This window comes from Bacillus stratosphericus (assembly GCF_020524495.1).
Taxonomy (GTDB): domain Bacteria; phylum Bacillota; class Bacilli; order Bacillales; family Bacillaceae; genus Bacillus; species Bacillus stratosphericus_B.
This window is the reverse complement of the sequence record NZ_JAIVLB010000016.1, coordinates 51,601-67,864: the sequence shown is the minus strand read 5'-3', so window position 1 is coordinate 67,864 and position 16,264 is coordinate 51,601. Positions and strand designations below refer to the sequence as shown.

General features: G+C 36.0%; 15 protein-coding genes and 1 pseudogene. All 16 read right to left on the bottom strand.

What is annotated here, in order from left to right:
* Positions 1 to 585 precede the first annotated feature (585 nt).
* Positions 586 to 1,908, bottom strand: coding sequence for a hypothetical protein (locus LC033_RS08450; RefSeq protein ID WP_226567831.1), 1,323 nt, complete (start codon positions 1,906 to 1,908; stop codon positions 586 to 588).
* Between the two features lie 972 nt (positions 1,909 to 2,880).
* Positions 2,881 to 3,024 carry a hypothetical protein gene (locus tag LC033_RS08445; protein ID WP_226567830.1) on the bottom strand — a complete coding sequence of 48 codons (144 nt, stop codon included), beginning with the start codon at positions 3,022 to 3,024 and terminating at the stop codon, positions 2,881 to 2,883.
* Positions 3,008 to 4,177 (bottom strand): Rap family tetratricopeptide repeat protein, encoded by a 1,170-nt coding sequence (locus LC033_RS08440; RefSeq protein ID WP_226567829.1) that lies wholly within the window; start codon positions 4,175 to 4,177, stop codon positions 3,008 to 3,010. Before LC033_RS08440 ends, LC033_RS08445 begins: the two co-directional genes overlap by 17 nt.
* Positions 4,178 to 4,656: 479 nt before the next feature.
* Positions 4,657 to 4,931: pseudogene (locus LC033_RS08435) on the bottom strand (transcriptional regulator AbrB family protein).
* Positions 4,932 to 4,973: 42 nt separating this feature from the next.
* Positions 4,974 to 5,741 (bottom strand): DUF3895 domain-containing protein, encoded by a 768-nt coding sequence (locus LC033_RS08430; RefSeq protein ID WP_226567828.1) that lies wholly within the window; start codon positions 5,739 to 5,741, stop codon positions 4,974 to 4,976.
* Complete coding sequence (locus LC033_RS08425; protein ID WP_226567827.1) at positions 5,734 to 6,045, bottom strand: hypothetical protein; 312 nt, start codon at positions 6,043 to 6,045, stop codon at positions 5,734 to 5,736. The genes LC033_RS08430 and LC033_RS08425 overlap by 8 nt, the downstream gene beginning before the upstream one ends.
* A 248-nt stretch (positions 6,046 to 6,293) precedes the next feature.
* Positions 6,294 to 7,412 carry a hypothetical protein gene (locus LC033_RS08420; RefSeq protein ID WP_226567826.1) on the bottom strand — a complete coding sequence of 373 codons (1,119 nt, stop codon included), beginning with the start codon at positions 7,410 to 7,412 and terminating at the stop codon, positions 6,294 to 6,296.
* Position 7,413: 1 nt separating this feature from the next.
* A complete protein-coding gene (locus LC033_RS08415) occupies positions 7,414 to 8,352 on the bottom strand; it encodes a hypothetical protein (protein ID WP_226567825.1) in 939 nt (312 codons plus the stop codon).
* Between the two features lie 50 nt (positions 8,353 to 8,402).
* A complete protein-coding gene (locus LC033_RS08410; RefSeq protein ID WP_226567824.1) occupies positions 8,403 to 9,482 on the bottom strand; it encodes a DUF262 domain-containing protein in 1,080 nt (359 codons plus the stop codon).
* 53 nt (positions 9,483 to 9,535) lie between these two features.
* On the bottom strand, positions 9,536 to 9,673 hold the full coding sequence (locus LC033_RS08405) for an aspartyl-phosphate phosphatase Spo0E family protein (RefSeq protein ID WP_144481710.1): 138 nt from the start codon (positions 9,671 to 9,673) through the stop codon (positions 9,536 to 9,538).
* 191 nt (positions 9,674 to 9,864) lie between these two features.
* The gene (locus LC033_RS08400; RefSeq protein WP_226567823.1) at positions 9,865 to 10,434 is read right to left on the bottom strand and encodes a hypothetical protein; all 570 of its coding nucleotides are present in this window, start codon (positions 10,432 to 10,434) and stop codon (positions 9,865 to 9,867) included.
* Complete coding sequence (locus LC033_RS08395; RefSeq protein ID WP_226567822.1) at positions 10,421 to 10,852, bottom strand: hypothetical protein; 432 nt, start codon at positions 10,850 to 10,852, stop codon at positions 10,421 to 10,423. The genes LC033_RS08400 and LC033_RS08395 overlap by 14 nt, the downstream gene beginning before the upstream one ends.
* 265 nt (positions 10,853 to 11,117) lie before the next feature.
* Positions 11,118 to 11,780, bottom strand: a complete 663-nt coding sequence (locus tag LC033_RS08390) for a hypothetical protein (protein ID WP_226567821.1) — start codon at positions 11,778 to 11,780, stop codon at positions 11,118 to 11,120.
* Between the two features lie 108 nt (positions 11,781 to 11,888).
* Positions 11,889 to 12,071: a hypothetical protein gene (locus LC033_RS08385; protein ID WP_144495511.1), complete on the bottom strand. Its 183-nt coding sequence runs from the start codon at positions 12,069 to 12,071 to the stop codon at positions 11,889 to 11,891.
* 17 nt (positions 12,072 to 12,088) lie between these two features.
* Positions 12,089 to 14,053, bottom strand: coding sequence for an ArdC-like ssDNA-binding domain-containing protein (locus LC033_RS08380; RefSeq protein WP_226567820.1), 1,965 nt, complete (start codon positions 14,051 to 14,053; stop codon positions 12,089 to 12,091).
* A 21-nt stretch (positions 14,054 to 14,074) separates the two neighbouring features.
* Positions 14,075 to 16,153, bottom strand: coding sequence for a MobQ family relaxase (gene mobQ / locus LC033_RS08375; protein WP_226567819.1), 2,079 nt, complete (start codon positions 16,151 to 16,153; stop codon positions 14,075 to 14,077).
* Positions 16,154 to 16,264: the final 111 nt, after the last annotated feature.

Genomic DNA, 16,264 nt, shown 5'->3' with positions numbered 1-16,264 from the left:
GGAGGAAAAATGCAGCTGTTGTCCTGGTGGAACCAGGGCTTACAGATGTTTGTTATCCCATCGTTTAGCGTGGAGCGAGATACCATGAAATGTTGGCCGGCGTTTTGTGCCGGCTTACAGTTCATGAGTAGACCCGCAGGGCAGCCCTAAGTAGTTGGAATGCAATTTTTATAGAAGTAATATAAGATCTCTTTATTAAAACAATGGAATTGCTGTTAGATGGACCTATAAGGCTTTATTACGTTCATAGAGGGCATAATAATGAGGGTGATGACGTTAAAACTCAGGAGAAGGAACGCTATGCGATGACAACGAAGTTGGCAGAGCATAGCAAAGGTTTTGTCTTTTGGGCAGCGGTAGCTGACCCAGCAGGCTCGATGCCTGCGTTTTAATCAGAGGAAAGCTTTAGCTTTCCTTCCATGCGAACGCCAGCGAAAAGCTGGTGCTTCGCAACAAAAAAGGCTAGGTTCCCCTAGCCTTTCTTTAATAGTGGTCTATTAACTTGCCCTTGAAGTTGAACATAATATCAAAGAGTGTCCTCATTTGCATATCTTTGTCAACCAAACTATTTTCACTTTCAAGTTCTTATTCTAGCAGTAGTTCATCATCTAAAATAATAGTTGGCTTGATGTATGAATAAATGTCTACTTCATCAATTGATCCTCCATCACTGACATCCCAATATCCATCACCGTAAATTTCCACGATAATCTTTAACCTGTCTCTAAAATTATCTATTGAAAAATCGTTAAAATCGATAACACGATGAAATGGCGATTGCATGTATTTGTCTAAATGACCGTTCACGATTGACGCTAGTATGACAAAAGAGTGGTATTCTTTTGTGGCAAACCCTTTCTCACTTATGATTTTATTCATATCTTTATCATACAAAGATAAGTCTCTTACATCAAAAACCTTTCCATTCATTTTTTCAAAGGAATAATGATTGGGACCTTCAGTATAAACACATTTGTATGAATCTTGGTCGCGATAATGGAGAAACGCCTTTCGTTCCTTCACTTCTCCCCTATTCAATAGAATATGAGGAAATGCCATCATTTCATTGTTTGATTCAACGGTCATGTGCATGAAGATTTGTCCATCCACAATCAAATTGAAATGATGGAAGGAATCAACTTTTACATCATCAACTTGCCCTCCAAAGGTTAAATTCCCCTTGCCATAAAATTTTGTTTCAATTTTAGCCCTTTCTTTAAATTCTTCTAGTGACCAATTCATAAAATCATATGAATTGTCACGTTCTAACAGATCATTTAAGTGCCCATGAGCTATTGAAGCTAAAATTAATAGACGATGATATTCGCTTTCTTTCAGCATCAAAATTGACGCTAATTCAGGGTTATACAAAGGTAAATCCTTTATGTTGAAGTCGTGCCCCTTTTTACTGAACAATGTGTATACTCCTTCTCCTGCCTCATATACGCGTTTAAATGAAGTTCGATCACCAAACTCTAAAAATTCTGATCTGTGAACATATTCTTCATCGAGATCCAATTCTTCATGAAAGTTAATGCACTCAACCGCACTAACTTCTTTGATCATTTGATCTGCAATATCAGCTAGTTCAATTGGATAATCCCAATGTTTTTTTGCAATTGATGATTGGCGTAATAGATAGGTCATACCAAAGCTAATGGATTCAATTGCAAATTTTTTAAAATTAGAAAATGGATTTGTATAGATGAATCCGTAAGTGTTCACATGGACAAAGAATAAATTCAATTCTTCTTCCCATACTTTTGGCATGAGCTGAACCTGTTTAACATCCAGTTGAATATTTTCTGTCGTTTGCAGATTTAGTGTAGACATATCCATATGCATTGACCTTTTCTCTTGAATAACCTCGATAAGATTTTGTTTACAAAATTCAGTAAATGTTTTCATTTGTTTTGCTCCTCTTTCATTTTTACCTCCGAAGGGGTTGTTCCCCTTCAGGGGAGGAATTTTCCCTTTTGACAGGTAGAACGGACAACTGAGGATAGACGCATGACAAGAGGGCCGTAGGCATCGCGTTAGCGACAAGTGCTGATTTGCCTTTAGGTAGCGTAACCGTTGCTTCAGGAATGTTTAGCATAGGCTCTACTGCTAAACATTTCTGAGGCTTACTAGTTACGACTGATCAGCATTTGCCCTTGTCATGTGGCTCGCCGTCTTATCAAAAAGTGTGGTAAAGAGCCGCAGGCGCAAACTTTGGCACGCTTTTTGATTAGCCGGCCCCGAATGTTGTACGCTTCGGAGGTCAAAAGGGAAATGTCACTTCAATGGCAGCCGTAGGCTGGCTACCGATGGTTTTAGGAAGCGATAGCTTCCGTAAGCAGGCTCGAGCCTGCACGCAGTCGGCCACGCGTGAAGAACGATGGAGGAACAATGCAGCTGTTGTCCTGGTGGAACCAGGGCTTACAGATGTTTGTTATCCTATGGTTTAGCGTGGAGCGAGATACCATGAAATGTTGGCCGGTGAAAATAAATACATGTGCGGAAAGGATATAAAGATGAAGTAACAGAAACGTTAAAAAAGGAATTAGAAAAACTAATGGATATCAGGTTTAAAAACAAAATATTTTACACTGAAGAAAGTACACTCGTCCGTAGAGTCAGTGAGCTTGAAGACAGACTAAAATAAAAAAGCTATGCGATGACAACGTAGTTGGCAGAGCATAGCAAGGGTTTTGTCTTTTGCAGCGTTAGCTGCCTAAGCAGGCTCGATGCCTGCAATAAAAGGAAAGCTTTAGCTTTTCTACCATGCGAACGCCAGCGAAAAGCTGGTGCTTCGCAACAAAAAGGCCAGGTTCCCCTAGCCTCTTGATCCACTTTAAAATAAAAAAGACCCCAAAGGGATCTTTCAACGGTAAGACATTACAAAGTTACTTTGCCTTCTTTCACACTTGAAGTAATGACTTTGTCGGCCACTTCATGTGAAGCATTTGATTGAATCAAAGGTAGCACCAATGCAGCAGCTACTAGAATGATGGGAAAAATAAGCTTACTTTTCAATTTCATTTAACAATTCCCCTCTCTGAATAAGCGATCTTGCGTGATCTGCTCTTTCATAAAATACGACAGCATTTTCCAACTGCCCACTTTTATTATAATAGCGCGCTGCTTCAATTGCCAGCTCATAAACATCTTCATGAAGATTCTGACTTTGAATCACTTCAAGCCACTTCTTCAGATCAGATGCGGAATCATTAGAGTGAAAATAAAGATGATATAGAAACTGCATTTCAGTTTCGTATACTTTATCACCTAGATCCTGTGCAGCTGCTACCCCTCTTTGGTATGCATCCGTTGCTGGGACGACTTGTCCTAATCTCAACAGTGTGTGCAGCTTGTTGAAATAAGCTTTTGGCGCATGACGCGTTTCATGTTTTTCAAACAACTCAACTGCTGTGTCAAAGTACGACAAAGCTTCTGTGAATTTGTCTAAATGGAAGTAGCATTTGCCCAGGTTGAAAATTGTTGAAGTGATGAGGTATTGCTTGGTAGTAACTTGTGCGTGTGAGTGGGACTTGTTGAAGTAGTTTAAAGCATCATCATACTGCATCTTGCTTAGATAGTTACCAGCAATAACTGAATAACACCAGGCTATTTTCTCGTCCATTAATGGCTGTTCTGAGAAAAATCCCAACGCCTTTAATGCATACTTAACCGATATTTGATATTGATCTATGTGATAGTAAACTTCGGCTAACTTGTAGTAAAATTCACCTTTTTCGTTAGAATCCTCTACATCTTCGAGAATCTTTTCAGCATTTTTATAGCAGTTTAACGCAATGTCAAACTGATTCTTCCTGAATTCATGTGTACCTTTAAAGAACCAGAAGTAATACTCTAACATCCTGTCTATTTGATTCATTTCCCCTTTTGAATTTTGAACTTTACTTCTCTGATCTTCTATATGTTCCATAAAGTCATGAAGCTCCATAGAAACAAGCTTTGGCCGAAGATCACTCAACATCAATTCGTGTCTAAATTCCAGTAAAGTAAAGTAAAGCAGCACTGTTTGATTCTCTTCCATGTCGTCAAAGAGGCCCAGACCCTTAACCTCTTTTTTCAAAAATTCCGCGTCAGTTACTTCACCCTTTTTGATGGCTGAGTACCATTCATTGAGTTTGATTGCTACTTCATCATACGGCTTGGTCAATCCACCCACACAAACTCCCCCTTACCTTCCTATATATACAATATTTTAACATGTCCAACTATTCTAAATTCGAATAAATGTCCTTTGATTGTAAATTTTCGGTATACCGCAAAATGAACACCGAGAGAAAAGCACTCTCTATTAAATAGAGAGTGTTCTTCCATCTTCAAGATACGTTACGGCACTTATCAATAAACCATAAAACGAGCCTTAGCATAACACTCATTATTTGCGTGATGGATGTTAGCACTTCATAGTTGATCCGTCTCTGTTTTTTTGAACGCCGCCCTTTTCTCTTCCCTAAATGCTTATTATTCGAATGCTTTCTCATGTACATTCCCCCTACTGGTCTATTGAAGAGATATCTAAGAAAGATAACCTCTTGTAACCAGTAGTGACCGGATAATGAGACCAGTTGCAAAATTAGTTCTTATCCCAAAAAAGGAACCATTAAAGGCTCCTTATTATAGAATTGACCAGATATCATGTTATTTAGAAAGGGCTGTAATCTCTTTAAATAATTTTTCGGCTCCTTCTCGACTGAACACAAGGCCATTTGAAAGGCGCATATTCTCACTCGATACTTCGCCTGTAATTACGCAGGCTTCATCGCGTTTATATTTTTGAAAATGACTGACTCTCCTTCGACAAATATCTCCAATGGATCAGTCTCTTTGATATTTAATGTGTTTCTAAGTTCTTTTGGTATCACGACTCTGCCCAGCTGGTCTAATTTACGTACAATACCTCCTGTGTTTTTCATTTGTTTGCTCCTTTGATTGATTTATTTTCATGATACGAAGATTTATATCCCTTTTTTGCCCATGAAGCTACATACAGCAGGATATATTTTAGGTTTGCCTGTCGAATACCTTTCATCGGGAGCCAATCCGTATTTGACAAGCATTTCAGCAATTACTCTTGGATTATCAATTTCTTTCTTCATATACGCCTGGATATTATCTTTTTGAATTTCAGTTAGCCCTCCTGTATTAAGAGCTGAATCAAAACTGAACAGGTCACCACCAGAATGCATCTTATCTGGCCCCTTCTCTTTTTGCTGCTGTTTCATATCCATTTCAAGTTTACTCATTTGCTTTTTAGAGAGAGATAAACCTAGTTCGATTTGTTTCTTCATATCTTCGCTCATACTAGGTATATAGCCAAGTTCTTCCACTAAGGACCAATTCAACCTAGTTCGATTAGAGATCTCTTCCACCTCTTTTTCAATGGATACAAACTCTTTTCTCATTCGATTTACTTTCTCTCTCTTCAGCCCAATGTGATCCTCAAAATGCTTTATGCCTAGCCTTTTGATTTGACCAGTCTCATGGTGTTTTACAATGTACTGATATCTTAACGGTTTTCCACATTCACAAGGTGTTTCTGAATTAACAAAGCCATTATCGATGTAATCAATAAGCACCCATCTATCAACTAAAGATTCAATTTCAAGACTAGAGGCCCCAGCAAACTCATGTCCAGTCTGCACACTGTTAAAGGCTACTAATCTCTTTTCTTTTTCGTAATTCTTCAAAAATAGAATTTGTTCACTATTTAAGCCCTCATTCATTTTTTTTAGGCCCCACTTTCACAAAGTGTTCTATTTTGGAGTAATTATCATCATAATCAACTATATACTCTCCCTTTTCCGTTATCACAATATAGTTACCTTCTTTTATATCAATATAAAAAGAATCCTTCGGTTCATTTAATTTTTCACTAACAAGCTTATATCTCATTGATCTCTCTTTAATTATTTCAGTTTTTCTCATATCCATTTTTTCATCAATCTTGTATAAGGAATACACGCCCATCAAAACAACAACTATCAACATAAAAACCGAAAATCCTAATCCAATAATATTTTCCTTCACACTAAAACACCTTACTTCCATAAACATTAATATTTTTATCTATGTCGATCACTTGTGAATAATTAAAAAACTTCCTATTACTATAAGAAACAAATTAAACCCAACCCATGCTATTTCAAACATGATTTTGCCTCTCTTTCTTTTGCACACGTTTTATAAGTTCAACATATATATTCTTCTTACGAAGTGACTTGGCTATTGTTTCAATATTCCGTATTGAGCTTTCTTTTACTGCGTTGCCACTATTTTTAATCGCAACCACCGCCAGAGGAACCACTATCATTACTGCTGCTATAATCATAATTTGAGGAATTATCGTAACTTGAATTGTAATGACTTGAACACGATTGTGATTCGTTCTTATTAAGAATTGACTGTTGCAAGACAGATTGTTGCATCATTGAGTGTTGCAGATCATCTTTAATTTCTTTCTTGTATGGTGATTTTTTGGTATAAGGAGAAGTAGTTGTTTTCATTTTCATTGTTAATTCTCTAATTCTCGGGTCCCCTTCTTCATATTGATCGATGAATTCTGGAAATTGTACTTGACCAGTCAAGTATTGCTTTTCAAATTTAATGTTTCTTACTGAAATATCCACTAGATCATGAACCAGCACATCATTAGCTTTTTCCACTTCCTTAAATTCAGTGCAAATTCTATGTTCAAAGTTCTTTATACAATCAATAATATCTTCTAGAAATTCAACTACTTTGTCTTTATACTCAGAGTTTAATTTCAGTTCTATCAGGTGATTATACTCTCTAATGAATTCCTCAATAGAAGGGATAAAAACATAGAATTCCCCTAATATTCTTCTAAATACTTCTGGATATCTTCCTAATGAGAATTTTTGTTCTCCCTCATACGCTGATAAGTAATTTTCAATTCTTGTGATAGCCCTATTAAGTTTATCCCGATAAAGAATAACTGTTCTTGATTGGAATACCCTACTCGAACTAACATCAGCTTCATAATTTATTTCATCTAATAACACCAATTTTTTTATAAGCAATTGATATTGATTTATATCTTTTTCGGCCACTTTGAATTTTGTCATTAATTCATTTCTGTTTTCTCGTTGTCTTTTCAATTCTGCTCTCTTTGGAAAATACTCTTCATATAAATATGTGAACAGTTTAAAGCCAAGTATTGAAAATAGACTAAAAACAATGGAGAACAGTATGAACAAAGTAAAAAAAGAATACATAGATGACTCACTGATCGATTTAGGAAGCATAGTAAGTAAAAATGTTTTTTTGTCTGCTGAATCTTCTATAATGGTAGCTGCACTGACAAATGAAAAAATTCCTCCTGCAAGAAAGTTTACACCTAAAATCGCTGACCTTTCACTTTCCAGTTCAAACATTTCATCGCTCCTTCTTATTGTTTGGTGTTTTTGTTAAATCAACAGAAGTGGTTGTTTTCATTGTTAATTCTCTAATTCTCGGATCTCCTTCTTCATATTGATTGATGAATTCTGGGAATTGTTCTTGTTTTGTCAAAAATCCCTTCTCGAATTTCACATTGTTATTTGATATATCTAATTCGACATGTAGCATCGCATTCTTATAATGTTTTGCCTGTTGAAACTCAGGCAAAATTCTATCCTTAAAATTGATTAAACAATCAGTAATGTCTTTCAAAAAACTCACAACCTTCTCTGTATGTTCTTCATCTAAGTCTAGTTCCTTAATGGATTCATACTCAGTAATAAATTGATTTAGAGAAGGAATCATGACATGGAATTCTTTAGCGATTTTATTGAAAACTTCTGGATATGCCCCTAAAGAAAAACTCTCTTTTCTTTCAGGTGATAAATAAATAAACAGTCTCTGAATTGCGTTATTTAGCTGTGTTTTAATTGGTTTAACTCTAGTGTGTGAAAGTATCTTATTAGGACATGTATGATCGTTTAAATTAAGCAACTCCAACTTTTCAAGACTCTTTATTAATACTGCATATTGTTTGTAATCTAATTTGGTTGAATCGAACATTCTTTTGTTTTTCCATTTTTTCTTTTTTCTAGGGACATATTCTTCACTAAGGAAGTCATACAACGCAATTAATGCAACGATTGTTACTAAAGTTGCTACCCCAGAAAAAGCTGGTCCACTTGTATAAAAAATAAATCTCCCTATTAAATAGGTTAGAAGCTCGCTAAATGTAGACTCAAAAGTTACTGGTTTATTTTCCCCACCTTCAAGCCATCCCCCAATACCAGAAAATAAATGGGAGTAAACAACAAATAGTGGAATTCCACAAACCGGCATAATAAACAAAAATTCTTCAGGTTCCCTATCACGCAAGATTTTTTCACTCTCCAATACTTAAAGCCGCATATTCGCGGCTATTCAATTTATGCTGATTGTTCCAACTCAACGTAATGCAACATGTGATGTAACATTTCATTCATCTTCCCATCGGCCATTTTTCTATCTGTTGTGCCTGCTCCGATATACTGATCATAGTTGCACGTAGGCAGCATCTTAGTTAAATCAATCTCGCCCTCATTAAAGACCTGGTTCTTAAACACTTTCATCCATTCTTCAAACATTTCAGGCGGAATATCCTGTTTCATTGCTTCAATTGCTGTAATTAACGTCATTGGGAAATGAGTCTTTTGCAGCAACTTCTTTTCTTTCTTATTGATAATCTGAAGAAGGTAATCCATTCCCTGATTGATTTGATCTAACAGACTTTCTTTATATTCCACATCTTCATTAAATTTCTCGCTGTACTGGCTGAGTGAACGCTGTGTTACATCTTTGTATTCATATTGACGATCTCTTCCCTCCAGCATCATCATCGTTTGAATAATTGTCGCAGTGTGGGCTTCATTTCTAAATTGCTGTTTTGAAAAGGCAGAAAGCTTCTCAATTAACATGTGAGAGCCGATCACATTGATTTTCTCGGCCCATTTAATACCCATTAAGGCCTTTGCCTTTTGCTGTGTAGTCATTTGTTTACCATTGTTCAAACGATAAACCAGATCTGCAATCTCTTCATCTGTCGCAGTCTCTTTATCAATCGAATAACAAGAGAAGGATTTTCCATAGATCATGTCTTGGATTACCTCATCTAACTCCGAAAATAATTTCCCTTTCAAGACATACCTAACTCCATCAACTAGTACGTCTTTTAATTTTTTATGTAACCTAAAGCCATCTTCAATAAAATCAAATATACTTGTTTGCCTTTGCTTTCCGTCAATACAGGATCGCACATATACTGGCTGCTCGTTTAATAGCTTGTTGCATTTCAAAAAATAAAAAGGTGGAATCGGATACTGACGAGCAATTGAATCGATTAAAAGTGATTTTGCTTCAAGTGTCCACTGATCATCAGATCTTTGTAATGGATAGTCGAATCGGATGGTTCCTTTCGCTTCCATGTTGTATAACTGCTTGACAGTAAATGCATTTTGTTGAATTTCCATATCTAAGCCTCCAAACTATGATCGGTTAGAAAAGCAATTCGTATTTATTGTTGCTACGCCTTGCTTGTTATCATCACATTACAAATGAGCTTGTCCAATTCTTGACTAATTTTCACCGTTTCCTGGTGTGAGAATCCTTTCTCAAATCCAATACGAATCATTTCCTGCCTCATAATTTCAATTTCTTTCATTGATCTGCACTCCCTATTCGGAATGTAGACACATTCACATTCCTACTTGTTTTTTTAAACATTACAATTTTGCTCATAGAGCATCGCCGTTTGAATTGCTTTTCCAACTACTTCTATTATACCATTATTACATATAATAGACACTACTTTTTGATATATTTTAGGATATTTTAATGAAAAAAAAGACAGTTTTAGCTGTCTTCATTTAACGAATTTATTAATCTTTGAATTATGTTTTTTCCTTCACCTCTCATAAATTCCGCAACAAATTCATTAAGTGATATTTCTATGATTTCCCCTATTGATATCTCCACATCCTCGCCAGCAACATCCCATAAGAATACTTCACCTCTTAACAAGTCATCCCTTTTCAATTTGATTCTATATGTGACCAAACCTTCATTCCATATCTCCACACATTCACCATCATAAGTAGACAACTTTAAGTAATTGTTTTTCCTCACTTCTATACGTCTATAAAGTTCTCTGAGGGAAACTATATCGCTTGTCCTTTTTACTTGTTTTAGAAAATCTTTATACAGCAATCCGAGAAGGTCCTCCAACTCAAATTCCTCTTCAGCTAAATCTTCAATGTCTTCGCATATCGTTCTTGCTCTCAAAAGCACGAATGGTTCCAGGTGTAATTCTAGGGTAATGTCCTGCATAATAGCTTTGTATGCTTTCCTCATGAGGTTAGTCCACTTCGATGAAGCCCCACTTATCATGTCCAATTCTTCATGGATCACCCTATAATAAGTCATTTTCTTTATCTCTCATAAGCATGTTCATTAGGACATGATGAGCAGCCTGTCTCTGGGACCTATAATCAAATTCCAATTGCAATGCAAATAATTGATCGTACTCATGCTTATTTAATTTTGCACGCACAGTGTTTTCATTTCCCTTATAACTTCTTTCCGGCATCGGAAGATATTTGGCCAAAGGATCTTTTACCCCTTTTTGGAGCAAGTGAGAAGTGAATTCAGTAAGAGTCATTCGCTTGTCAAAAGCTCTTTTCTTCATTTCATTAATCAATTCTTTGTCTAGTGGTATTTTAATATCATGTTTTTTATCCACTCTCTGCTGTCTTTTTTGCTGGACACTGGATCTTTGAATTGTTTTGCTTTCATCCTTATTTAACTTATTCAAAATCGGATTCAGATGAACGCGTTTCGTCATCCCATCTTCCCCCTTCTCTTTTACGGTTCTTTGCTCTTTTATATCAGGGTCATCGGGCCAAACGGCCATACTTATTCATATTGTCCAGGATAGGGGGTTAGAACCATGAAAATCTGGCGATAATGAATAAAAAGAAACTCCTGAAGAGAGGATTGAAGACAATGGCTAATCAAACAGAAAAGTCCATAACAAAAAAACAGGCAGCAGCACTTGCAGCACTTTCTAAAAAAAATAAAATTATAAAGAAGACAAAATAAAAAAGAGCTTATCTCAGCTCTTTTTTGTTGTCTTCATATTCTAATATCTGGTTCACAACGTCCCTCATTACCACAGACTTGCTCACCTCATATGCATTAGCGATCTTATCTAAAATAGCATGAGCCAATGAATCAAGTTCAATTCTAGTCGTTTTAAGGTTGGCTCCTTTATGTATGCCAACTTCAAATGAAGCACGCTCATAATGATTTTTAAGGAAAAGTTCAATGTTTATTGATTTTTGTTTGAATGGAAAAGTTCGATTTAGCTTCACAATCATTTCGTCTCTTATTTTGTACTGTGACTTAATTATCTTTGTGCTTCTTCTGTAGTAATCTGGACATTCATTCAAAAATGCTAATAACTGTTTGAATACATCTCTGAAGAGATTCGATCTATTCCAGTGCGCGTTGTTCATCTCATTAATTTTATTTAAGTATTGATCGTCAGCCATAAATTTAAATATGTATTGATTCATTGAATTTGAGGGTTTAGTCTGATCTAAATTTTCGGAAGGATTGTAGTGATTAGAAATAAAATGTCTTAAAACCACTCTTAAATGGGAATTAAGAGGCTCAATTTTCTCTTTTACCTTTGTATAAATCTCAAGATCAATATTAACTGTAATCTGTGTTCTCGTCACCCTAACAACCCACTCCTGTTTATTTTTCAAAAAAACAGACCTCCCGGCGAAAAGAGGTCCATGTAATGTTTAATAAACAAGCAGGAGCTTATTTATCTATCCAATTATAACTTTCAATTAACCAATTAATCAAGTTGCTTAATTTTTCTCAAATAGCTCAACATACTTCTGATCTGTAGTTGCACCGTATGCAACTACTTCAGATGCAACTGCTTCCTCTTTATTTACAGTTAAGGAACCTTTATCTTCCCATTGTCCTTTTTCATATATTGGTAACTCGTTTACCTCTATCTCAAATAGATAATACTCCATAGTTTTCATTGTTTTTCCTCCTAGTATTATAGTGACAATTCTTGCCCTCTGTTCGGTGTTTTCGGAGACACGTCCCGCCCATCAGGTATTCCATCATTATCAGTATCAGGGTTCAATGGGTTAGTTCCTAACCTCATTTCTTGATAGTCGGTTAAACCATCCCGATCACTGTCGCGCATCTTTAACGACTCTAACAGCTTTTCAGCAGATCCAAGACTTTTCCCTTTGGTTATATCTTCATAAAGGCTCGCAGCTGCTTCTAGGTTTGTAGTCGAAGGTGTAACAGCTTTAACGTTCGTTAAGCTTGCAGCACCAACAAAATACACATTATCACCTGAAGTAAGCTGGCGTTTATAAAGATGCATACTTCCTTTATTCTTATCCAATTGTTCACAGGAGACAAGTGGTACTTGTCCTTGTTTAATTTCAAAGATTTTTATGGCTCTGTCCCTGTCTTGACCTAAATATTCGCCAACTTGTTTAAATGAATCTAGGTTATTAAGTAATCCTTCTTTACATTCCCCTTTAACAAGGCTGTAATGTCCAGCAAGCTCAATTAACCTTACTCGTCCCTCATCCTCTAACTTTGAAAGAGTGTTTTCTCTAAGAGTAGTTGGTACTTCAAATTTTAGATCATTTTCAATTATCACGTCTTCAATGCGTCTGATTAACTTCGCACTTTCTTTTTGAATATCTGTTTGAAGTTGCATCAATTTATCATCATCGAGCGAGCCAGCCCATCCTTTCAGATAAGGAAAAGAATATTCACTTGTGTCCAAACCAAATGATTTCAATGATAGGTAAGCTGTACTCTCTGCTTGAAATTCCTTGGTTTGTTTATCTTCAAGTACATATTTACTGAACACGCTATGGAACTGCGAATGAGCATACTCATGAATTAGGGTTTTGCATTGATTCGTAGTGTCGCGGCCATTCGTTTTGATTGTGATAGCATTCTGTAGCCGATTGTAATGACCATTAGCTTCACCTGGATAGTTATCGTCTAAGTTAATGGGCAGATCCTTTCTCAATTCTTTTAACAAATGAGGAAAAACCTTATTGGCAAAATCACTTTCTTGAACATTACTAGGCATCACAGGATTAACAGGTAAAGGAACACCCTTTGTGTCATTTACATCATAGACATTCACTGCTTTATACCCTTTGATCACAGTCTTTTCAATTTGTTCTTTTGTCTTATCATCTACTTCTGTTTCTTTTCCCATTACTGGTGCAAACACCTTAATCGCTTTAGTACCCTTTATCACTTGTCTTCCTTGTTTGTTCCAAGCTTTTAATCCGGCAACAAGATCCGCACCTGGCCTTTGTTTAAAAATGAGCATCTGGTTTCGCATTGACCGTTGAGGAAATCTACTTGCATAGTCCAAATATCTTTTATACTCTTCAGGATTTATGACAGTTTCTTTTACTGCTTGTATTACTTTTTCCGAAAGTTGGGTAAGTTCAGCTGCTATTTCAGAATTTGTTTTCCTCTGATACACATTGTCTTTATTTTTTTTCGACAAGTCTACATGCCCCTTCCCTGTTTTTATAAGATTATTTTGAATGCTTATGTGAGTGCGTTCAGTCATTGATCCATCATTATCATCTGGAACTTCTCTTTCGCTCACGACATTTACAGTCCCGTTTAGCAAATACCCTTTAGGTTCGAGTACATTAGTAACTAGGTATTGGAGCCAGCCTTCTGGATCATGGAATGATTCATGACCACTCCATTTAAGAGAGCGTTTATTCTCAGCTGGGACCCATTCAAGATTAAGACTAGGCTGGCTACCAGGAGGTTTGTTTGGATCAATAATATTGTCATCAAATTGATCTCCATCAATATAAAACTCTCCTTCTTTACCAAACCCTTCAATATTTCTAGCCATTCTTCTTGTCGTTGCTAGACCATTTAATAAATGAAATAAGTAATTATCTAACGGTCTATCAAAGGTAAATTCACCTGTAAAGGTCGAGTAAAATCCCAAATAAATCATTCCCCTCTTTCTCTATAAGCTAGGCCCACTACGACCTCTCCGCATTTTTTTAGACTTACTCTTCAGGTCTTCTTCAAATTGACGTTTTGAATCGAAACTTCGATCCCTCATAGCTTCCTCAAACATTTGATTAAATGTTCCAGTAATGACACCAGAAGGATTTAGCCCAGCAGAATGGTTATGACCTTCGTACTCGTTATTTAATAAACGATTAATTTCATAATTTGTAGAACGAACAAACTCTGTTTTACTGAATTCATTTTCTGCTATTCGTTCAGGATCAATCTTTTGAAGAATTTTAATATCCTCTTCGGATAAATTATCTATATTTCTTAGACATTCATCCTTGAAGAAAACAATGAATCTTGGGTTATCAACTTTGAAGTCAGGGAACCTCTTCTTCAAGTCATTTCTCACCACATAAGGGCTTACTGAAGAGAATATTTCTAGAATTCTTCTTTGTTCAATAGTTGAATATCTAAACTTATCTATTGGTTTATCCAGCTGAATTGGTTCTCCAAAATACTCTAGTCCTACAAGTAATATTTCTTTTTGTTCCAATGTAAGTGGACGTTTTATGTCTGGATAATGCTTTCTAATTTCAAGGTCATAAAGTTCAGTAATCATTTGTTTAGAGTGATCTAATTTTTCTAAAGCAATGATTGTTTTCTTTAACAATTCGTAGTCAGTAGGATTATGGAATGCAGCTTCTTTGATTTTATTAATTGGTGATTCGCTATTAATGCCGAGTCTCTTTTCTAAGAGGTTTTTGACACCAATCATTTTTGATAATTCCTTATCCGCAGCCATTACAAATGTAAATCTGTTTTCCAACACATTTGTGATTTGCTCATTGAGCAAATCAATTTTACGATCATTCAATAAGTCATCAATTTCATCAGCAGCCAATAATCGACCAAGATCAATTGAACGATCAGTCAAAGTAATCTTCACATCTTGACTCATCTTTGTACAATCTAGATGAGGATAGTTTGTTTTTATAAAACGGTCACTTTCTCTTTCTAAAATTTCTAGTGCTTGACTAATCGCTTCCTTCTGATCAGAAATTGTGCTTAATTTACGCTCTTTATCATTCTCAAATTTATTAAAAGTGACCTTCTTTTCCCACTTTTGCAGCTGTTGTCTTCTTGTATTTAGCGACTCAAAATTAACAAACATTTTAAGTTGTTTTGCAACCTTCGCCAATTCTTTTTTCTCTGCTGGTGATAGCTTACGAACAAACTTATTTTGATATTGAATGTTCTGCTTTTTCTTTTTATAAACATTTAACTCAGCAACTTTACTGTTATACTTTTTCACTTGTCGATTGTATTCAACACGATCTGATTTCTTTCCTTCGCTTTCCATCTTCCGAGCAACATATCCCTCATGAATTTGAGGAATAGTTTCAAGTCCTCTATCCTCGTTTGAAAGATGAGAGATTCTTTCATCAATGCCTGCTTTCCCTAGGAAAGAGTTTGCTTTATCACTCCAAAGCTTTCTCCATTGATTAAAGACTTCTTTATCTCCCCAATCAGTAGAGTTAATTTTTCTGAAGGCACGTTTTCCATTCTTGTCTTTAATGAATTCACCATTTTCATCTTTTAGGTATTCACGTCTTCCCTTGAATCCCCATGAGCCGTTTTCCTCAAATGGTCTAACAGTACACATTACATGAAAGTGAGGATTATTTTCATCATCTCTATGTATAGCGATATCTGCAACCATTCCTTTTTCAACAAATGCTTCTTGGCAGAATTCTAGTGCAAGCTGTTCTTGTTCTTCATGTGACAATTCGACTGGCAACGCGATATTGAACTCTCTCGCAAACTGAGAATTTATATTTTTCTCAATTGTATTTACCTCATTCCATAATCTTTCACGCTCATAAACCCAAGATGGAGCATGATCAGGAGCAAGGATATGTGCAACAGGTTCAACTTCACGTTTATAGAAAAAGGTAAGACCATTTGACTCATCTGTAAGCTTATCGCCTGAGCGATATGCTGCACTTGCTAATGGACTTCTGGGTTTGCCGGTTTCTCGATTGTATTTACTTAATACTTGTCCACTAAAGTGATAGATTGCCATATTAGGTCCTCCCCTCTTTCCATATTTTCAACACGAGCATAGCGAGTTTTACCACACGCTTGACGGAAACCTAGTGAGAACAACGTTCTCGCAGGTTTTAGCACAACACAC